This window comes from Flavobacterium araucananum (assembly GCF_002222055.1).
Classification (GTDB): domain Bacteria; phylum Bacteroidota; class Bacteroidia; order Flavobacteriales; family Flavobacteriaceae; genus Flavobacterium; species Flavobacterium araucananum.
The window spans coordinates 1-21,359 of sequence record NZ_MUGS01000014.1; the positions used below are offsets into that span (position 1 = coordinate 1).

At 34.1% G+C, this 21,359-nt stretch carries 18 protein-coding genes; 2 read left to right on the forward strand and 16 right to left on the reverse strand.

Going from position 1 to position 21,359, the window contains the following annotated elements:
• Positions 1-457: 457 nt before the first annotated feature.
• The 6 genes from ilvC to B0A64_RS08640 all read right to left on the reverse strand — a co-directional run bounded on the left by ilvC (position 458) and on the right by B0A64_RS08640 (position 8,759).
• Positions 458-1,927, reverse strand: a complete 1,470-nt coding sequence (gene ilvC / locus B0A64_RS08615; protein ID WP_089479107.1) for a ketol-acid reductoisomerase — start codon at positions 1,925-1,927, stop codon at positions 458-460.
• 91 nt (positions 1,928-2,018) lie between these two features.
• Positions 2,019-2,540, reverse strand: a complete 522-nt coding sequence (ilvN, locus tag B0A64_RS08620) for an acetolactate synthase small subunit (RefSeq protein WP_089479108.1) — start codon at positions 2,538-2,540, stop codon at positions 2,019-2,021.
• A 70-nt stretch (positions 2,541-2,610) separates the two neighbouring features.
• Positions 2,611-4,308 carry a biosynthetic-type acetolactate synthase large subunit gene (ilvB, locus tag B0A64_RS08625; RefSeq protein WP_089479109.1) on the reverse strand — a complete coding sequence of 566 codons (1,698 nt, stop codon included), beginning with the start codon at positions 4,306-4,308 and terminating at the stop codon, positions 2,611-2,613.
• A gap of 65 nt (positions 4,309-4,373) precedes the next feature.
• The gene (gene ilvD / locus B0A64_RS08630) at positions 4,374-6,047 is read right to left on the reverse strand and encodes a dihydroxy-acid dehydratase (protein ID WP_089479110.1); all 1,674 of its coding nucleotides are present in this window, start codon (positions 6,045-6,047) and stop codon (positions 4,374-4,376) included.
• A gap of 267 nt (positions 6,048-6,314) precedes the next feature.
• Positions 6,315-7,433, reverse strand: coding sequence for a 3-isopropylmalate dehydrogenase (gene leuB / locus B0A64_RS08635; protein ID WP_089479111.1), 1,119 nt, complete (start codon positions 7,431-7,433; stop codon positions 6,315-6,317).
• Between the two features lie 150 nt (positions 7,434-7,583).
• Entirely contained in the window at positions 7,584-8,759 is a 1,176-nt protein-coding gene (locus B0A64_RS08640; protein ID WP_089479112.1) for a 2-isopropylmalate synthase, read from the reverse strand.
• 155 nt (positions 8,760-8,914) lie between these two features.
• On the opposite strand from B0A64_RS08640, the gene B0A64_RS08645 reads away from it, so the two are divergent.
• Positions 8,915-10,459, forward strand: a complete 1,545-nt coding sequence (locus tag B0A64_RS08645; RefSeq protein WP_089479113.1) for a hypothetical protein — start codon at positions 8,915-8,917, stop codon at positions 10,457-10,459.
• A 41-nt stretch (positions 10,460-10,500) separates the two neighbouring features.
• Here the strand turns inward: B0A64_RS08645 and B0A64_RS25120 are convergent, their stop codons facing one another.
• Both B0A64_RS25120 and B0A64_RS08650 read right to left on the reverse strand, forming a co-directional pair.
• On the reverse strand, positions 10,501-10,671 hold the full coding sequence (locus B0A64_RS25120; RefSeq protein WP_165769782.1) for a hypothetical protein: 171 nt from the start codon (positions 10,669-10,671) through the stop codon (positions 10,501-10,503).
• 345 nt (positions 10,672-11,016) lie between these two features.
• Positions 11,017-12,672: a M1 family metallopeptidase gene (locus B0A64_RS08650; RefSeq protein ID WP_089479114.1), complete on the reverse strand. Its 1,656-nt coding sequence runs from the start codon at positions 12,670-12,672 to the stop codon at positions 11,017-11,019.
• 181 nt (positions 12,673-12,853) lie between these two features.
• Here B0A64_RS08650 and B0A64_RS08655 point away from each other — a divergent pair, with 181 nt between their 5' ends.
• On the forward strand, positions 12,854-13,552 hold the full coding sequence (locus B0A64_RS08655) for a carbohydrate-binding family 9-like protein (RefSeq protein WP_089479115.1): 699 nt from the start codon (positions 12,854-12,856) through the stop codon (positions 13,550-13,552).
• 101 nt (positions 13,553-13,653) lie between these two features.
• Here the strand turns inward: B0A64_RS08655 and B0A64_RS08660 are convergent, their stop codons facing one another.
• The 8 genes from B0A64_RS08660 to hisD form a co-directional block, all read right to left on the reverse strand.
• Entirely contained in the window at positions 13,654-14,259 is a 606-nt protein-coding gene (locus B0A64_RS08660) for a hypothetical protein (RefSeq protein ID WP_123875892.1), read from the reverse strand.
• A 129-nt stretch (positions 14,260-14,388) separates the two neighbouring features.
• Positions 14,389-14,988, reverse strand: coding sequence for a bifunctional phosphoribosyl-AMP cyclohydrolase/phosphoribosyl-ATP diphosphatase HisIE (hisIE, locus tag B0A64_RS08665; protein ID WP_317044998.1), 600 nt, complete (start codon positions 14,986-14,988; stop codon positions 14,389-14,391).
• A gap of 129 nt (positions 14,989-15,117) precedes the next feature.
• Positions 15,118-15,873 carry an imidazole glycerol phosphate synthase subunit HisF gene (gene hisF, locus B0A64_RS08670; RefSeq protein ID WP_089479118.1) on the reverse strand — a complete coding sequence of 252 codons (756 nt, stop codon included), beginning with the start codon at positions 15,871-15,873 and terminating at the stop codon, positions 15,118-15,120.
• 97 nt (positions 15,874-15,970) lie between these two features.
• Positions 15,971-16,696, reverse strand: a complete 726-nt coding sequence (hisA, locus tag B0A64_RS08675; protein ID WP_089479119.1) for a 1-(5-phosphoribosyl)-5-[(5-phosphoribosylamino)methylideneamino]imidazole-4-carboxamide isomerase — start codon at positions 16,694-16,696, stop codon at positions 15,971-15,973.
• 65 nt (positions 16,697-16,761) lie between these two features.
• A complete protein-coding gene (hisH, locus tag B0A64_RS08680) occupies positions 16,762-17,349 on the reverse strand; it encodes an imidazole glycerol phosphate synthase subunit HisH (RefSeq protein ID WP_089479120.1) in 588 nt (195 codons plus the stop codon).
• A 103-nt stretch (positions 17,350-17,452) separates the two neighbouring features.
• Positions 17,453-18,589 carry a bifunctional histidinol-phosphatase/imidazoleglycerol-phosphate dehydratase HisB gene (hisB, locus tag B0A64_RS08685; RefSeq protein ID WP_089479367.1) on the reverse strand — a complete coding sequence of 379 codons (1,137 nt, stop codon included), beginning with the start codon at positions 18,587-18,589 and terminating at the stop codon, positions 17,453-17,455.
• Positions 18,590-18,807: 218 nt separating this feature from the next.
• Positions 18,808-19,854, reverse strand: coding sequence for a histidinol-phosphate transaminase (gene hisC, locus B0A64_RS08690; RefSeq protein WP_089479121.1), 1,047 nt, complete (start codon positions 19,852-19,854; stop codon positions 18,808-18,810).
• 177 nt (positions 19,855-20,031) lie between these two features.
• A complete protein-coding gene (hisD, locus tag B0A64_RS08695) occupies positions 20,032-21,324 on the reverse strand; it encodes a histidinol dehydrogenase (RefSeq protein ID WP_089479122.1) in 1,293 nt (430 codons plus the stop codon).
• Positions 21,325-21,359: the final 35 nt, after the last annotated feature.

Sequence of the window (21,359 nt, forward strand, 5' to 3'; positions counted from 1 at the left end):
TATTCTTAAAATTATTTAATTCATAAATTATATCAAATAAAAACACATATTAAAAAAAATATCAATTTTTTATAGATATAATTCATTTTTTTACTTTTTCAAGCAAAAAAGCATATTTACAAAAAAGGCATGATAAATGAATACCATGCCTTTTTATTTTTAACAATTTCAATAACAATTAATTTTGTAATGCTGCATTACAAAGCCTTACTTTCTTTTGAAATAGCAGCAGCTTTATTAATTAAAACGAAACTTCAACAAGTATATTTATTTTACTAAACATACCCCTTCATTAGGGATTAGCTTCACTTAACTTGCTTACTTGAAGAAGTTAAGTGAATGCAATATGCATCTATATCCATTTTTTCTTAATAAGTGCTTACTAATTCAAAAATATTATGTAAAACAGAGATACAGTGCAAATCCCACAATCGATTTTGTGGTAATTCCCAATTTATTATCCAATTTTTTTCATTGCCGTCATTGATTCTCTCAACCACGCCCCTACTTCTTCTATAGGATGTTGGCGAATTTCTTTGTTTACCGCAATTAAAATAGCATTATCTACTCCGTTTGAAGTCGAGAATGGTTTTCCTATAATATTAGTTTCAACAGTTTTCATATATTCTGTTAATAACGGTTTGCAGGCATGGTCAAATAAATAACAACCATATTCTGCTGTATCCGAAATAACGCGGTTCATTTCAAACAATTTTTTTCTTGCAATTGTATTCGCAATTAATGGCAATTCGTGCAATGACTCATAATAAGCTGATTCTTCGATAATTCCTGCTTCAGTCATAGTTTCAAAAGCCAATTCAACACCCGCTTTCACCATTGCAATCATTAAAACACCATTGTCAAAATATTCCTGCTCAGAAATTGGAGCTTCTTGCGGAGCTGTTTTCTCAAAATTAGTTTCTCCTGTAGCAGCTCTCCATTTTAATAAATTAACATCATCATTAGCCCAGTCGATCATCATCGTTCTTGAAAATTCTCCGGAAATAATATCATCCTGGTGTTTTTGGAATAACGGACGCATGATATCTTTTAATTCCTCGGCAATTTCATAAGCTTCAATTTTTGCAGGATTTGAAAGACGATCCAACATATTGGTGATACCACCATGTTTTAAAGCTTCTGTGATAGTTTCCCATCCGTATTGAATTAATTTTGAAGCATACGCAGCATCAATTCCTTTTTCGACCATTTTATCAAAACATAAAATAGAACCTGTTTGCAATAATCCGCAAAGAATTGTTTGCTCGCCCATTAAATCTGATTTTACTTCGGCTACAAAAGATGATTTCAAAACACCTGCTTTATGTCCGCCTGTTGCTACAGCATAAGCTTTTGCCTGATCTAAACCAAAACCATTTGGATCATTCTCCGGGTGAACTGCAATAAGTGTTGGTACACCAAATCCTCTTTTGTATTCTTCGCGAACCTCAGAACCAGGACATTTAGGAGCACACATAATTACGGTGATATCTTTACGCACCTGCATTCCTTCTTCGACAATATTAAAACCGTGAGAATAAGACAAAGTAGATCCGTTTTTCATTAATGGCATAATGGCGGTAACTACAGCAGTATGTTGTTTGTCTGGTGTAAGGTTACAAACCAGATCAGCAGTTGGAATTAATTCTTCATAAGTACCTACAGTAAAACCGTTTTCAGTAGCATTTTTATAAGAAGCTCTTTTTTCAGCAATTGCATCTGCACGTAATGCATACGAAATATCCAATCCAGAATCTCTCATGTTTAAACCTTGATTTAAACCTTGTGCACCACAACCTACGATGACAACTTTTTTGCCTGCTAGTGCTGAAATCCCGTCTGCAAATTCTGACTGATCCATAAATTCGCAAACCCCTAATTGTTCTAATTGTAATCTAAGTGGTAATGTATTGAAATAATTTGCCATTTTGTTTTAAAATATTTAATGAAATAAAATTTAATAATTGATTCGTTTATAAAATGTTACGGTCTTAAAAAAAACCGATATTTAATTGTTATTATTTGAATGTTTCCAATAAAGTCGAAATTTCCATTTTTTCTTTAGAAACTGATATTCTGCCGGAACGTACAAATTGCATAATGCCGTAAGGTTTAAACTTTTCGTACAATTCTTCGATTTCTGAGCGTCTTCCTGATTTTGAAATTACAAAGAAATCACGAGAAACAGTTACAATAGTAGACTGACTGTCTTTGATAATATTTTGAATTTGCTTTTCATCAAACAGCAAACTTGATGCAATTTTAAACAAAGCATTTTCAAGATAAATAGTCTCTTCATCTGTATGATAGAAAGCTTTGATTACCTCAATTTGTTTCTCTATTTGCCCCACAATATTTTTAACCCATTTTTCCGTTGTATCTACGACGATAATAAACCTTGAAACATTCTCTATTTCTGATTCTGAAACGTTTAGACTTAATATATTAATGTGACGCTTTAAGAATATTCCTGATATTCTATTCAATAACCCCACGTTATTTTCTGAGTATACCGATATGGTAAATGTTTTATCTTCCATGTTTTTTTGTTTAAAGTTTATCTTGTTTCAATCTCGAAAACTATCGGGATTGAAACCTGAAACTTTTTCTTTAACTTAATCTAATTTCAGAAACACATGCTCCTGTTGGAATCATCGGGAATACATTATTCTCTTTCTCTACCATAACTTCTAAGAAATAAGAATCTTTTGATGCCATCATTTCTGCGACAGCAGCGTCAAGATCTTCTCTTTGGGTTACTTTTTTAGATTTGATATAATATCCTTCTGCAATAGCGACAAAATTGGGATTGATCATTTTTGTTGAAGCATATCTGTTGTCAAAAAACAATTCCTGCCATTGACGTACCATTCCTAAAAATTCATTGTTTAAGATGACAATTTTCACAGGCACTTTAGTCTGAAAAATTGTTCCTAATTCCTGAATTGTCATCTGGAAACCTCCATCACCAATAATGGCAACAACTTCACGATCCGGTCTTCCCATTTTGGCTCCAATTGCAGCCGGCAAGGCAAACCCCATAGTTCCTAAACCTCCGGAAGTAATATTACTTTTGGTTTGATTAAATTTAGCATAACGACAAGCAAACATTTGGTGTTGTCCAACATCTGATACAATAATTGCATTACCTTTTGAGTGTTTATTGATCATTTCCATGGTTTCACCCATCGAAATACCTTTGTTATTTGTTGGGTTTAACTCCTCATTTATAACCGTTTCTACTTCTATTTTATGCAATTCTTTAAATTCGTTATGCCACGATTCATGAGAATTTTTCTCAATTAATGGCAATAAAGCATTCAAAGCTTCTTTTACATCTCCCAGAACTGCTACTTCGGTTTTTACATTTTTATCAATTTCGGCAGGGTCGATTTCAAAGTGAATCACTTTTGCCTGTTTGGCATACGTTTTTAGATTTCCGGTTACACGATCATCAAAACGCATTCCCAATGCGATTAAAACATCGCACTCGTTGGTAAGCATATTTGGTCCGTAATTGCCGTGCATTCCTAACATACCAACATTTAACGGATGATCTGTTGGCAAAGCAGAAAGACCTAAAATAGTCCAGCCCGCAGGAACACCTGATTTTTCGATTAAAGCTTTTAGTTGCTCTTCGGCCTGACCAAGAATAATTCCCTGACCAAAAACAATAAAAGGTTTTTTGGCAGTATTGATCAAAGCGGCAGCTTGGGCAACTTTGTCTAATTTTAATTTCGGAACCGGAACATAACTTCTAATTGCCGTACATTTTTCATAACTAAATTCGAACTCATCAAACTGAGCGTTTTTAGTAATATCGATTAATACCGGACCCGGACGACCGGAACGTGCGATATAAAACGCTTTTGCAATGATTTCCGGTATCTCCGAAGCTTCTGTAACCTGATAATTCCATTTGGTAACCGGAGTTGAAATTCCGATAATATCTGTTTCCTGAAAAGCATCAGAACCAAGTAAATGTTTTCCTACCTGACCCGTAATACAAACCATTGGTGTAGAATCGATTTGCGCATCTGCAATTCCGGTTACTAAGTTTGTAGCTCCCGGACCAGAAGTAGCAATTGCTACCCCAACTTTTCCTGTAGCTCTGGCATAACCCTGAGCTGCATGTGTGGCACCTTGTTCGTGGCGAACTAAAACATGGTGTAATTGATCCTGAAATTTATACAATTCGTCATAAACCGGCATTATGGCTCCTCCAGGATATCCGTAAACCAAGTCTACTCCTTCTGCTAATAAACATCTAATAACGGCTTCGGCGCCTGATATTTTTATCTTTCCCATTTTTGGTAATTATATTTTTTAGAAATTGAAATTATTATATTTCAGATTTCATTTTTTTTTGTCGATTAATTGTCGGTAACGCAACCTGTAGAAGCACTTGAAACCGATCTTGCGTATTTAAACAAAACTCCTTTTGTAACTTTTAGCGGTGGTTGAACCCACGCCGCTTTACGAGCTGCAAATTCTTCGTCAGATATTTTCAGGTTGATTGTATTATTTACAGCATCGATAGCAATTAAATCTCCATCTTTTACTAAGGCAATACCACCACCATCATAAGCCTCTGGTGTAATGTGTCCTACCACAAAGCCATGTGAACCTCCAGAGAATCTGCCGTCTGTTATAAGAGCACAACTGCTTCCTAATCCGGCTCCAATAATCGCAGATGTAGGCTTCAGCATTTCAGGCATCCCCGGACCACCTTTTGGTCCACAATACCTGATGACGACTACATTACCTGGTTTTATTTTTCCGGCTTCAAGACCGGGAATTACTTCAAACTCCCCTTCAAATACAACAGCAGGACCTTCGAAATATTCTCCTTCTTTTCCGCTAATTTTTGCTACAGCACCTTCAGAAGCAAGATTTCCGTATAAAACCTGAATATTTCCGGTAGGTTTCAACGCTTTTTGAATTTCATGAATTACTTCCTGACCGTCTTGTAAATCCGGCGTAGAAGCTAAGTTTTCAGCTACAGTTTTTCCGGTTACGGTTAAACAATCTCCGTGAATTAATCCTACTTTCAATAAATATTTCATTACAGATGGAATTCCTCCCGCAGCATGAATATCTTCCATCATATACTTACCACTTGGTTTCATATCTGCCAATACTGGTGTTTTATCATTTATTGCCTGAAAATCATCTAATGTGATTTTAATATCAACAGCGTGAGCCATTGCTATTAAGTGCATAACTGCATTTGTAGAACCTCCTAAAACAGCAACAATTGTAATTGCATTTTCGAAAGCTTTACGGGTCATGATATCTTTGGGTTTAATATCTTTTTCTAATAAAATCTTGATTGCGGCTCCGGCAGCAAGACATTCGTCTCTTTTTTCCTGACTTAAAGCAGGATTCGAAGAGCTGTATGGTAAACTCATACCCAATGCTTCGATTGCAGACGACATCGTATTTGCCGTATACATTCCGCCACAAGCACCAGCACCCGGACATGCATTTTGAATAACACCTTTAAAATCCTCCGGAGTAATTTCGTTTTTTACTTTTTTCCCCAAAGCTTCAAAAGCAGATACAATATTAAGGGATTCTCCTTTCCATTTTCCGGAATGAATTGATCCTCCGTAAACCATAAGAGACGGACGGTTTAATCTTCCCATAGCGATCAAAGCTCCAGGCATATTTTTATCACAACCAGGAATCGCAATAATACTATCATACCATTGTGCCCCTGCAACTGTCTCAATAGAATCTGCAATTACATCACGGGAAACTAATGAAAAACGCATTCCTTCGGTTCCGTTTGAAATTCCGTCACTAACACCAATAGTATTAAAAATAAGTCCAACTAAATCTACATCCCAAACACCTTTCTTGACATCTTTTGCTAAATCATTCAAGTGCATGTTGCACGTGTTACCATCGTAACCCATACTAACAATACCAACTTGTGCTTTTTTCAAATCTTCTTCAGTTAAACCAATACCGTACAACATTGCTTGCGCTGCTGGTTGTGTTTGATCTTGAGTGATGGTTTTGCTGTACTTATTTAATTCCATTATTGTATTATTTATTTTAATTTTTATTCAAAAAAAAACCTTCCAGTATTTGGAAGGTTTCTAATATAGTTTTTCAATTATATTTATACCATTCCCTTCGCAGATGTGATAATCACATTGACAACAAAGACAGAAGTAATAATAATTGAGATTTGCATTATTTATTTTTTAGTGTCACAAAAGTATGAAAACTTACAGGACTAAAAAAATAAAATCTCAACATTTCACATACTTCTTGTTATTTATTCTAATATTTTAATAAAAAACCTAAACAATTGTCGATTGACCGATATGAACATTATCATTATTAAAATACAGTAAGTCATCTTTGCTAAAAATGAAATTAGAAACAAACTCTCCTACTTCATTTGTACCAAATTTTGAATCCGGTTTTAGATCTACTGTAACAACTTTGTATTCGATCGCTTTTTCGACTGCCTGATAAATTACATTTGCTTCTTTAAACAAACCAAAATGCTCTAATAACATTGCAGCAGATAAAATTGAAGCAATAGGATTGGCAATATTTTTTCCTTTTGCCTGAGGGTAAGAACCGTGAATGGGCTCGAACAAAGCATTTTTTTCTCCCAGAGATGCAGATGCCAATAATCCTATAGATCCTGTAATAACACTTGCTTCATCTGATAAAATATCTCCAAATAAATTCTCTGTCAAAATCACATCAAATTGTTTTGGATTTAAAATAATCTGCATCGCGGCATTATCTACAAATAAAAAATCTAAAGCAACGTCAGGGTAATTCAAACTCACTTTCTGAACTACTTTTCTCCACAATCTGGAGGTTTCTAAAACATTTGCTTTATCTACCATCGTAAGTTTTTTGCGTCTGTTCTGTGCCGCTTTAAAAGCCAAATGTGCAATTCGGGTAATTTCTTCTTCTGAATATTCGCATAAATCCGAAGCGTGTGTTCCCTCTTCATTTAATGTTTTTGCTCCAAAATAAGCACCACCTGTTAATTCTCTGAAAATAGTAAAATCAGCTCCGTCGATAATTTCTCTTTTTAGAGGAGAAGCATCTATTAACGCTTTATAAGGCTTTATCGGACGAATATTAGCGAACAATCCCAGCTCTTTACGAAGCCTCAATAATCCTTGCTCCGGACGAACTTTTGCATTTGGGTTATTGTCATATTTAGGATCTCCAATAGCGCCAAACAAAACTGCATCTGTATTTAAACACAGATTTAAAGTTTGTTCCGGCAAAGGATTTCCTGTTTTGTCAATGGCAATTGCTCCCATAAGCGCCTCTTCAAAAACAAATTCGTGATTGTACACCTCGCCTATTGCGTATAAAGCTTTCTTGGCTTGTAAAATTACCTCTGGTCCAATTCCGTCACCCGGTAATACTGCTATTTTCAAATTCATAACGTCTCGTTCTTTATGTATTTAAATCTTTATTATTTTTTTTCTTTTCGTTTGTTGAAATTATTTTTTAACACATTTAAAACCTATGTTTCTATGTGTTAAAACATCTTGTTCTTTGTTCTTTATTCTATTCTCTATAAATCTTGCTAACTAACTTCTAATCAAATCCCCTTCAATTTTCGAAGCTTCAATAATTTGATGAATATCTGCATCTATTACTTCTTTTTTAATATCGGCAAATTTCAGGAACTCAACATATACAATATCTAATTGTACTTTTGTCAATTCGTAACCTACTTTTTTAGCACGATAAGCCAATGCTGCTCTTCCGCTTCTGGCTGTAAGGATAATCGAAGATTCGTTTACGCCCACATCCAGCGGATCCATGATTTCGTAAGTTGCTCTGTTTTTGATCACACCATCCTGATGAATTCCTGAACTGTGTGCAAAAGCGTTAGCTCCAACAATAGCTTTATTAGGTTGCACGATCATTCCCATACTTTCAGAAACTAATCGGCTCATTTCGTTCAACTCTCTTGTGTTGATATTGGTATCTAAATTTAAGTAAGGATGTTGTTTAAAAATCATTACTATTTCTTCCAGCGCAGTGTTTCCGGCTCTTTCTCCAATACCATTAATCGTACATTCTATTTGTCTTGCTCCATTTATAGCACCTGCGATAGAGTTTGCAGTTGCCATTCCTAAATCATTATGACAGTGACATGAAAGGATCACGTTTTCGATACCTTTTACGTTTTCTTTTAAATATTTAATTTTTGCACCGTATTCTTCCGGCAAACAATATCCTGTTGTATCAGGGATATTTAATACGGTAGCACCGGATTTAATCACTTCTTCACAAACTTTTGCAAGGAAAGCGTTATCAGTTCTGCCGGCATCTTCTGCATAAAACTCAACATCTTCTACATAAGATTTTGCGTGTGATACTGCAAATTTTGCTCTGGCAATAATGTCTTCTCTTGTGGTATTTAATTTATGGAGAATATGAGATTCAGATGTTCCGATTCCTGTGTGGATTCTAGGTCTTTTAGCATACTTTAGGGCAGCTGCAGCAACATCAATGTCGTTTTTTACGGCTCTTGTTAGTCCGCAGACGGTTGCATTTTCTACAATTTTACAAATCTCAGAGACCGATAAAAAATCGCCCGGACTTGAGACAGGAAAACCTGCTTCGATAACGTCAACTCCCATTTTATCAAGTCGTTCTGCGATAACTAATTTTTGCTTAGTATCTAACTTACATCCTGGAACTTGTTCACCATCGCGCAAAGTGGTGTCAAAAATTTGAACTTTCTCTCTATTCATATTCATTTATTTAATGTAATTTCACATCTTGATAACAAATATATATTGTACTTCTTCAGTACGAAATTCATTTTAATGAAATTATACTGTTCATAACACAATTTATAATGCATTAATCAACTTATAATCAATAAGTTATATTATTATATTTTACAATGGCTAACCATCAAAAAGATTTCTTATTTGTACTAATAAAATCACTTTCTAAATCCGAAAAAAGACAGTTTAAGATTTTTGCAAGCCGGTTAGAAACAAGTTCAAATACTAAATTCATCGAATTGTTTAATATTTTAGATAAATCTGAAAACTATGATGAAAAACTTATTCTAAAGAGTGGGATCATAAAAAAAGTACAGCTATCTAACTTAAAATCATACCTGTACAAACAAATCCTGGTTAGTATTCGATTAAATATCCCAAGCCAGAACATCCGTTATCAATTGCGTGAACAAATAGATTTTGCCGGAATCTTATATAATAAAGGTCTTTATAAACAGAGTTTAAAAATTCTGGATAAAACCAAAATTATTGCGCTTGAAAATGACGAAAAATATATGGCGTATGAAATTGTTGAATTCGAAAAACTGATCGAATCGCAATATATTACGCGAAGTATTCAGGGTCGTGCCGATGAATTGGTCATTCAGGCAAAAGAACTAAATTACAGAAATACAATATCGAGCAAATTATCAAACCTTTCGCTACAACTATACGGAATAATGCTAAAAACAGGTTACGTAAAAAATGACGAGGAGTATAAATATATCGATGATTATTTTAACAAACATATCGCAAAGTTAGACGAAAGCAAATTTGGTTTCCGCGAAAAATATTGGTTTTACAATGCCAATCTATGGCGAAGTTTTCTGGTTCAGGATTTCCTCGCAAGTTATAAATATGCTTATAAATGGGTTACACTGTTTTACGATAACCCCAATATGATTTATCAGAATCCGGTATTTTTCTTAAAAGGAAATCATTATTTTCTGGAGTCCTTGTATATGCTGAAATACAAATCGAATTTCAAGAAATACCTGTCGCTTTTAGAAGCAACAATTCAGGATGAAAAATTCCCTGCAAATGATAACATTGCATCGCTATCCTTTTTATACGTTTACAATAATAAATTAAATTTGCACATTCTTGAAGGTACATTTGATGAAAGCGAATATTTGATACCAGAGATTTTAGAAAAGATAAAAATACATAGTGAACATCTTGATGAGCATCACGAAATGTTGTTTTTCTATAAAATTGCTTCCATTTATTTTGGAAATGAAAAATATACAGAATGCATCTTTTATCTGGATAAAATTATCAATAACAAGAATTTAAGCATGCGGGAAGATTTAATGTGTTTTGCAAGACTTTTGTCTTTAATAGCACATTATGAGTTAGGAAAAGATTACTATCTGGACAATCATCTTAAAAACACCTACAAATTCTTATTGAAAATGAATGACTTACATGAAGTTCAAAAAGAAATCATCAAATTTTTAAGAAACCTGAATAATTTTTATCCTGCTGATATTAAAAAAGAATTCAAAAAAATGCATGCCCGTTTTGTAGAGCTTGAAAAAAACACATACGAAAAAAGAGCTTTTTTATATCTGGATATTATTTCGTGGCTTGAGAGCAAAATCGAGAATAGAAAAATTGCTGATATAATAAAAGAAAAAGCAAAACTAAATAGTCGTTAATATAAAAGGCTTCCAAATATTTGGAAGCCTTTTGTTTTAATCTATCTGCAATAACAGCATGTCGATGTGCCTGCGAGGCAAACATCTCCTCTACCCGGTGTATTGGATAAAACTCCACCAGCTTCACCACACAATCTATCGCACAAACCTATTGTTGGGTTCACGTACGGAAGACCGCCACCAATTATAAATTTCTGTACGTCCTTAGTCAAAATTTCAATGTTTTTTAGGTTTTTTAAATTTTTCATAATAGCATGGTTTGTTTTTTTCCTACTCTGTTAGCTTTTCGGATTTCGCTTTAACGCATTAGAAATAAATAATTTACTTCCGGTTGATTGCGGTCTAAGTTAAAAATAAAAAGGTAATATTCGTACAAACGAAACAAAATACTATAAAATACTTCTCTACAAAATTCATATAATAAACGAATCCTGAATTTCCGAGCCTTGAGGTAAAAACCTTAAGGGCTTAGTAAGCATAAAAAATCCCAAACTCCAACAATTTGGAATTTGGGCCCGATAACTATCGGTATTAAAATATTGAAATTTAAAAAGAAATTATTCAACAATATTAGAACTCGTTACATAAAAGTTTTTATCGACTACTATCGATCTGTTTTCATTCGTAGTTTTTTCAGATTTCCATTCTGTAGTTGGTTTTAACCACATTTCTTCACCATTTAACGTCACTCTAACCGGCATATCAAATTTAGAAACACAATTTGTCCAGTGATATCCAAAAGATCCATTTTTAAAAATATACTCAAAAACCGGAATTTGCGTCGTAGTCAGATATTGCGCATAAACTCTGTTAAAGTTAATTCCGGATTGTGTATTGATATAATCCTCGATTTGTTTACTTGTAACAGTTTGATGGTAAAAAGTACTGTTTAATCCTCTTAAAATCGATTTCCATTTGGCATCATCATTTATAACCTGACGAATCATGTGCAACATATTTGCCCCTTTTGGGTACATATCGCCTGATCCTTCGTTGTTTACATCATAATGACCAATAATTGGTTTATCGTTTTGGATACCTTTTCGACATCCAATCACATATTCTGCAGCAGCATCTTTTCCATAATAAAATTCTAAAAATAAACTTTCAGAGTAGTTGGTAAAGCTCTCGTGAATCCACATATCTGCAATATCTTTGTATGTAATATTATTTGCAAACCATTCGTGTCCCGATTCATGAATAATTATAAAATCAAATTTTAATCCCCAGCCTGTTCCGCTTAAATCACGACCTAAATACCCGTTTTTAAAACCATTTCCGTACGTTACGCTACTTTGGTGCTCCATTCCTAAATAAGGCGCTTCGACCAATTTATAACTGTCTTCGTAAAACGGATACGGTCCAAACCAGTTCTCAAAAGCTTTTAGCATTCTGGGCACATCTTTAAATTGCTCTTTGGCTACAGCCAGATTATCTCTTAAAACATAGTAATTACAGTCCAAATCGCCTTTTTCTCCTTTGTATTTCTCTGAAAAATTTACGTAATCCCCAATATTTATGTTCACACCATAATTGTTTATGGGGTTCGAAACATACCAATTAAAGGTTTTTGTACCGTCTTTTTCTTTTTTAACGCTTTTTAATCTTCCATTTGAGACATCTGTCAAATCTCCCGGAACATTTACGCTAATCAACATATTTTCGACTTCGTCATACATGTGATCTTTACATGGCCACCAAACGCTGGCGCCTAATCCCTGGCAGGAAGACGCAATAAAATCTTTTCCGTTTTTGTCTTTTTTCCAGGTAATTCCACCATCCCATGGTGGTTTGATTGCCTCTTTGGGTTTTCCTCCAAATGAAATCACGATCTCTTTGGTCTCTCCAACTTTTTGCGCAGCCGATAATTGAATAAAAAATGCATTTCCTTCTCTCTCAAACTTCAATTCCTTGCCGTCCTGCGTTACTTTGTAAATTTGCATGGGTTCCTGCAAGTCAATTTGCATTTTATTATACGCCGTTAAAACCGTATATCGAACTGTATTCGAACCTGTAATCGTTTTGTCTTTTGGATTTACTTTTACATCCAAATGATAGTATTTTAAATCCCACCAGGCGCGTTCTTTGGTAATGCTTCCGCGTAAAGAATCCTGATGTGTAAAAACCGTTTCAGACTTATTGAGAAGTCCTTGTGCATTGGCAGTAAAACCAAACAAAAAGGCGATAAAAACGCCACCAAAGTATTTTTTCATACGAAGTAAATATTTTCTTTTTAATCGAAACAACTCAGGTATTTTAACCCGCTTAAAGTTCAACAAATGTAAACATTCGAATCAAGTATTAAATGATTTTACAATTCCGATTCGGAAATTTTAATGTTAAAATTCATTTATTCTTCTGTATTTTAGCCAATAGAAATTATTTATACTATTTATGAAAATTAATCCAATCGTAAGTGTTTTAGCTTTTATGTGCTCGATAACAAGTTATTCGCAGAGTATTTTGATTCATAAAACAAATGAAAAAATAACTGTAGATGGTGATTTATCCGATTGGAAAACTCCTTTTTCTGGTCCGTTTGTGATTCATAATTCTGGTCAAAAAGCCACTCAAAATACGACGGTCTCCCTTTCTTGGAATGATGAAAATCTTTACATTGCCTATCGTTCTGCTGATTCTAAAATAATAGGAAAAGTGCAAAAAAAGGATTCTCCTATTTTTAGTACAGATGATTTAGTCGAAATATTTATCGATCCGGATGGCGATGGTCAAAATTATATAGAAGTTGGGGTAAATGCTTTTTCTTCCAATTATGATATGTTACTAAAATGTATTTCGCCAACTTGTGGTGGCTGGGATACTACTATGGCTTTTGATATTTCAGGATTAGAAACCGTGAGCAAAATAACTCCCGAAGGTTTTAATACCGAAATTAAGATTTCGTTTTTGAGCTTACAAACTATTAAAAATGGTAATTTCAGTAAACCAAAGGTTGGAACTAAATGGAGAGGAAATGCTTTTAGAATTGATTACGGTAACACAACAGAATATCTTGCCTTACAACCTTATAAGAGTTTAAAATTTGGGTTTCATCAACCGGAAGAATTCGCAGTTTTTGAGTTTGTGGAGTAACGTTGAAATGGCACGCGGATGACGCGGATTCGCTAAAGCGAAAGCACGGATTTATGCGGATTTTTTATTCCGTTTTTTTCCTGACTTCTTTTTTTTAATCTTTAATTGATAAACTGTGGTATCAAATTATATTTGACTTCAGAATAAGGCACATCATTACCAACTAAAAAATCAAAAACCTTATTATTTTTTTTCATTTTATAAATTTCAAATATAGATTTATTGGACTGAATAGAAACATTTTGCAAAAACCGATCATTTAAATCTCCATACACTTTATAAGTTTGTAAGAACATTGAGATTCCCTCTTTTAAAACTTTGGGATTAGTAAATTCTTTTGGTAGAAATATATTTTCAAAAGAATCATTATCTACATATATCTCGCCGGTACTATCATTGATTGGGCTAAAATTATCATTAGGCAATTTTTCTAAAAACAAAATTAATCTCTGACCAGTTTTTAGCTCTTTAATTCTTGGATCACAAATCCATTCCTTCCAGATCGAAACCTTGATTTTTAAGGCTGATTTCCCTTTTACAAACTGGCTTATTGTAAATTCATATTCATTCTTTGAAACTTTAGAAATTGTTCCGTCAACTATTAAATCTGACTTTGCAATAACAATTGAATATGGTACTTCATGTTTTTTAAAAGCGTAATTAAAACAAGTATTTAACAGCATCAACAAACAGATATACAATTTCATAAAAGAATATTTAGAGAAATTAAATGTACTTTTTTTTAAAATATTAAACACAAAAAATTGCATTATGTTTAAAACTATAATAGCTATAAATTATAATGCAATTTTATCTTCTTGCCTTTAAAAAATAAGCTATTTCTGACGTTTCTTCAAAACATCAACAACATCATTCAGTTGGAAGCCTTTTGCCTGCAATAAAATCAAATAGTGAAATAATAAATCAGCGCTTTCGCTTAAAAACAAATCGTCATTATCATCTTTGGCTTCTATAACGACTTCTACAGCTTCTTCGCCTACTTTTTGAGCAATTTTATTGATTCCTTTTTCAAATAAAGAAGCTACATAGCTTTTCTCGGAATCGGCATTTTCTCTTCTCGTTTTGATTGTACTTTCAAGGGTCGAAATAAAACCATAATTGGCTAAATTCTCTTCTTGCCAACAGGTATCAGCGCCTGTATGACAGGTTGGCCCAACTGGTTTTACCTGAATTAAAAGTGTATCGCCATCGCAATCATTTTTAATACTTACCAAGTTCAAAAAATTACCACTCTCTTCGCCTTTTGTCCAAAGTCTTTGTTTAGAGCGGCTAAAGAAAGTTACTTTTTGAGTTTCAATTGTTTTTTGCAGTGATTCTTCGTTCATATATCCCAACATCAAAACATTTTTTGTTTCAGAATCCTGAATAATCGCCGGAATCAATCCGTGTGCACTTTTTATATCTATGTCCATAATTATTTTAGATTTTAGATTTTAGAGTTCAGATTTTTAGATCTTAATCCTAATTCTATATTTTTATTTCTTGTTTCTATATTCTTGCTTCTATTCTCTTGCTTCTATTCTCTTGCTTCTCAACTCTATTTTCTAAAGTCTAACCTCAATTCCATTACTTCTAAGTTCCTCTTTCAAAGTCTTAATCTCGATTTCTTTAAAGTGAAAAACACTCGCAGCCAAAGCCGCATCAGCTTTTCCTGCCTTGAATGAATCTACAAAATGCTGAATATTTCCGGCACCACCAGAGGCTATAATCGGAATATTAATTAAAGTTGATAATTTTGCCAAAGCTTCGTTTGCAAAGCCATTTTTGGTTCCGTCATTGTCCATTGAGGTAAACAATATCTCACCTGCACCGCGTTTGGCTACTTCAACCGCCCAGTCGAATAAATTAAGTTCTGTTGGTACTTTTCCGCCAACCAAATGTACGATCCATTGCCCGTTAATTTGTTTGGCATCGATGGCTACAACAACACACTGGCTTCCAAATTTTTGAGCCAAATCATTAATTAATTGCGGATTCTTGACTGCCGATGAGTTTATAGAAACTTTATCTGCACCGTTATTCAAGAGAATTTCTACATCTTCGACAGATGAAATTCCACCGCCAACCGTAAACGGAATATTAATTTTCTCTGCAACACTTCGTACCATGTTTACCAAGGTTTTACGACGTTCTTCGGTAGCCGAAATATCCAGAAAAACCAATTCATCAGCACCTTCAGCCGAATAAATTTCTGCCAGTTCAACCGGATCTCCCGCATCGCGCAAGTCAACAAAATTAACGCCTTTTACGGTTCTTCCGTTTTTTATATCCAAACAAGGAATGATTCTTTTTGCTAACATTTTTTTAGTTGTTTCACAGAGATTCACGAAGTCTCACAGAGCTACGCAAAATTTTCGTGAATCTTTGCGCTTTCTTTGAGTGCCTTTGCGAAATTATCTATTTATTTAAAATATAATTCTCCAATTGTTTCAAAGTAATTCTTCCTTCATAAATTGCTTTTCCTATGATGGTTCCTTCACAGCCTAATTCGGCTAACTTAGGAAGCTCATCAAAAGTAGAGATGCCACCTGAGGCAATTAGTTTTACACCAATTGCTTCTTTTAATATTTTCTTATACAGATCAAAACTAGGACCTTCAAGCATTCCGTCTTTTGCGATATCAGTACAAATAACATACTGGATTCCTTTGATTTGGTAATCCTGAATAAACGGAATCAGATCTTCATTTGAATCTTCTAACCAACCTGAAATGGCCACTTTCTCGTCTTTGGCATCAGCTCCAAGAATAATTTTGTCTGAGCCATATTCTGAAATCCATTTTTCGAATATCGCTCTGTTTTTTACCGCAATGCTTCCGCCTGTAATTTGATTTGCACCACTTTCGAAAGCTATTTTCAAGTCATCATCTGACTTTAATCCTCCTCCAAAATCAATTTTTAAACTGGTTTGTGTCGCAATTTGTTCCAGGATTTTATAATTGACAATCTTACTCGATTTTGCTCCGTCAAGATCTACTAAATGCAAATATTCGATTCCGTGTGCTTCAAATGATTTTGCTACTTCAAGCGGATTCTCATTGTATATTATTTTGGTATCATAATCACCTTTGGACAAGCGAACGCATTTTCCGTCAATGATATCTATGGCTGGTATTATTCTCATTTATTTTTTTATTAAAAGATTTAAAAATTCAATAATTTAAAGATTAAGCTAAACCTTTAAATTATTCAACTTTTTAATTTTAAGAAATTCTCTAATATTTTTTCTCCAATCGCACCACTTTTCTCCGGATGAAATTGCGTTCCGTAAAAATTGTTTTTCTGCAACGCCGATGCATATTCTAACTCATAATTGCTTGTCGCAATGCTTTCGGCACAATCAGGAGCATAAAAACTATGTACCAAATACATGAATTCGTTCTCTGAAATTCCTTCAAACAAATCCGATTTTAAATCATAAATCTGATTCCACCCCATTTGTGGGACTTTTACTTTGGATGTGAATTTAATTACATCAACATCAAAAATTCCCAAACCTTTGGTATTTCCTTCTTCAGATAAGTTACACATTAGCTGCATTCCTAAACAAATACCTAAAACGGGCTGTTTTAAAGTGGGAACCAAACTGTCTAAACCACTTTCTTTTAGTTTTTTCATCGCTGAGCTGGCTTCGCCAACTCCGGGGAAAATTACCTTGTCTGCCGCCAGAATTTCTTCACGATTGTTACTCAAAACAGCTTTAAAACCAAGTCTTTCAATCGCAAACATAATGCTCTGAATATTTCCTGCGCCGTAATTTATAATTACTATTTTCATTTATTATTTAGTCTTAATGTTGTAAAATCAAAAGCCTTAAAGTCTCTCTAAAATATTCATAATTTAAACCTTAGAACTTTATGACTTTTGCCTTTACACTCAATTAAAGCATTCCCTTTGTACTTGGCAAAATCATTTTTTCTGTATCTCTTTTTACGGCTACTTTTATCGCTTTTGCAAAAGCTTTAAAAATGGCTTCGATTTTATGGTGTTCGTTCGTTCCTTCGGCTTTTATGTTGATGTTTGCTTTTGCCCCGTCAGAAAACGATTTAAAAAAATGATAAAACATTTCTGTTGGCATTTTACCAACCATTTCGCGTTTAAATTCCGTTTCCCAAACCAGCCAGTTTCTTCCTCCAAAATCGATCGCTACCTGTGCTAAACAATCGTCCATTGGCAAACAAAAACCGTAACGTTCGATCCCTAATTTGTTTCCTAATGCTTTGGCAAAAACTTCTCCCAAAGCAATAGCCGTATCTTCGATTGTGTGGTGTTCATCGACTTCGAGATCCCCTTTTACAAGTATTTCTAAATCCATTTGACCGTGACGTGCAATTTGATCCAACATGTGATCAAAAAATGCAATTCCGGTTTCTATCTTGCTTTTTCCCGTTCCCTCAAGATTCAAATCGATAAAAATATCCGTTTCATTCGTTTTACGCGTTATCGAAGCTGAACGTGCTTCTAGTTTCAAAAACTCATATATTGTTTTCCAACTCGTGGTTTGAAGAATGATCGTTTGATCTAATTCTTCCCGTTTCGATGCTATTTCGTTACTGCCTATTCCGTCATTATCATTGATAAAAATCGCTTTTGCTCCCAGATTTTTTGCCAATTCTACATCAGTCAGGCGATCTCCTAATACAAATGAATTTGCCAGATCATAGTCGGGATTATTCAAATATTTTGTCAACATTCCCGTTCTGGGCTTGCGTGTTGGTGCATTATCTTCCGGAAACGATCTGTCTATAAAAATATCATCAAATAAAACACCTTCGTTTTCAAAAGCCCGCAAGATAAAATTTTGGGTTGGCCAGAATGTATCTTCCGGAAAACTATCCGTTCCTAGTCCGTCCTGATTCGTTACCATCGCCAATTCGTAATCTAATTCATTGGCGATTTTAGCCAAATATTGAAAAGCTTTTGGATAAAATTCTACTTTCTCCAAAGCATCCAATTGATAATTTTCAGGTTCTAAAACAATCGTTCCGTCACGATCGATAAAAAGTACTTTTTTCATAATTATTTTTTTGCCACAGATTGCACAGATTAAATGGATTTTTCTTTTGCCACGAATTGCACGAATTTTTACTAATTCTTGTTTAACGCAGATTTTAAAAGATTTGAGCAGATTCACGCAGATTTATTCCTAATTAGAAATCAAAATTAAATCTGCTTTAATCAGCAAAATCTGCGTGAAAAAAACCGTTCAATCTGTGCAATCTGTGGCCTATATTTTTACTTCAATAACTTCAATTCTTTAATCAAAACTGCATTTTCCTCCGGAATTCCAATCGTAAATCGGAGGCAATTTTCGCATAAAGGCTGAGTTGTTCTGTTACGAATTACAATTCCTTTTGCAATTAATTGATCGTATCTTTTATTAGCATCATCTACTTTTACCAATATAAAATTCGCCTCTGTAGGATACACTTTTTCTACAAAACCAACTTCAAGTAATACTTTAAGCAACTCTTGTCTTTGCTCAACAATAGAGGCTATCTCCTGTTTTATCTTGTCAGAATCATTCAGTCTGACTATTGCTCTTTGCTGTGTTAATTCGTTTACGTTATAAGGAGGTTTTATTTTGTTTAAAACCGAAATTACAACTTCGGAAGCATAACAAATTCCTAAACGAATTCCTGCCAGACCATACGCTTTTGACAAAGTCTGAGTAATTACCAAATTGGGGTATTCATCGATTTCTGTCAACCAGCTTTCTTTATCCGAAAAATCAATATAGGCTTCATCAATTACCACCAAACCTTTAAAATTCTGAAGCAACTTTACTACGCTTTCATCCAAAAAAGAGTTCCCTGTTGGATTATTTGGTGAGCATAAAAAGATAATTTTTGTATGGTCATCAACAGCATCTAAAATCTTCCCGACCTCTGGCTGAAAATCTGTCGAAAGTAAAACTTCCCTGTTTTCTACCGCGTTGATGTTAGCCAGAACGCCGTACATTCCGTAAGTAGGCGGCAACGAAATAATATTATCCGTTTTTGGCTCACAGAAAGCTCTGAAAAGCAAATCCAAAACTTCATCACTTCCGTTTCCTAATAAAATCTGAGATGCTTTTACCTTATTATTCTTTGCCAAAATCGCTTTTACGGAGTTTTGCTGCGGATCAGGGTAACGATTTACACCATTTTGAAACGGGTTTTCATTGGCATCCAAAAAAATCATTTCGGCAGTATCAAAATCTTCAAACTCATCTCTTGCAGACGAATATGGTTTTAATGTTTTTACGTTTTCACGTGTTATAGTATTTATATCGAATTTCATTTTTTTATTTTTAAGGAGAAGATTAAAGAATAAAGAGTATAGAATATAGACTCAAATCTAACTCTATAAAATCTCTCCTCTTTTCTCTTTATTCTATACTCTTTATTCTATACTCTTTATTCTATACTCTTTTCTCTTTTTTCTTTTTTCTATTCTCTTTCCTCTATTCTCTTTCCTCTATTCTCTTTCTTCCAAACTCTTTAAGCGAAGCGTCACAGCATTTTTATGCGCTTGCAAACCTTCGGCTTCAGCCATAATTTCGATTGCTTTGCCAATGTTTTGAATTCCTTTTTTTGATATTTTCTGAAAAGTCATTGCTTTCATAAAGCTATCCAGATTTACTCCGCTATAATTCTTTGCGTATCCGTTTGTTGGTAAGGTATGATTGGTTCCCGATGCATAATCTCCAGCACTTTCCGGTGTATAATTTCCAATAAAAACAGAACCTGCGTTTAGTATGCCATTACAATAGAAATCATCAAATTCTGAGCAGATTATAAAGTGTTCCGGTCCATATTCGTTGATTAATTCTAATGCAATCTGATCGTTTTCTACATAAATTAGTTTCGAATTTTCAATAGCTTTTTTGGCAATAGCTTTTCTGGGAAGCTGATCGAGCTGAATCTGAATTTCATTTTCGACAGCATCGATTAGTTTTCTTGAAGTCGAAACTAAAATAACCTGACTGTCGGTTCCGTGTTCTGCCTGAGATAACAAATCTGAAGCTACAAAAGCCGGAACTGCGGTATCATCTGCTACAACCAATAATTCTGATGGTCCGGCGGGCATATCTATCGCTACCCCAAATTGTGTTGCCAACTGTTTTGCTACTGTTACAAACTGATTACCAGGACCAAAAATTTTATATACTTTAGGAATCGATTTTGTACCAAATGTCATTCCTGCAATCGCCTGGATTCCCCCTACTTTTAGAATTTTGGTTACACCACATAAATTAGCAGCATATAAAATTGCTGGATTTATTTTTCCGGTTTTATCCGGTGGAGAACATAAAACAATTTCCTTGCATCCTGCAATTTCAGCTGGAACTGCCAGCATTAAAACAGTCGAAAACAAAGGTGCTGTTCCGCCCGGAATGTATAAACCAATTTTCTGAATTGGTCGCTTTTCCTGCCAGCATTTTACACCAGCTGTAGTTTCTATCGAAATTCTTTCTGTTTTTTGAGCGGTGTGAAATTTGTAAATATTCCCTTTTGCCAACTCAATCGCATCTTTTAATTCGGTCGAAATTGAATTTACAGCTTCCTGAATTTCTTCTGTAGTAACTTCGTAATTTTCTAAAGTAATTCCGTCAAAAATCGAAGTGTATTTTGCAACGGCTTCATCTCCTTTTTTCTGAACCTCTTTAAAAATTTCTTTTACCGTAACCTCGATATCATCGATTGTTTTGGTAGGTCTTTTTAATATTTCTGACCAGGTATCTGGTTTTGGATTGTCTATTTTGTTCATAATAAAATATTTAATTAAGTTCCAATTTTTCTATT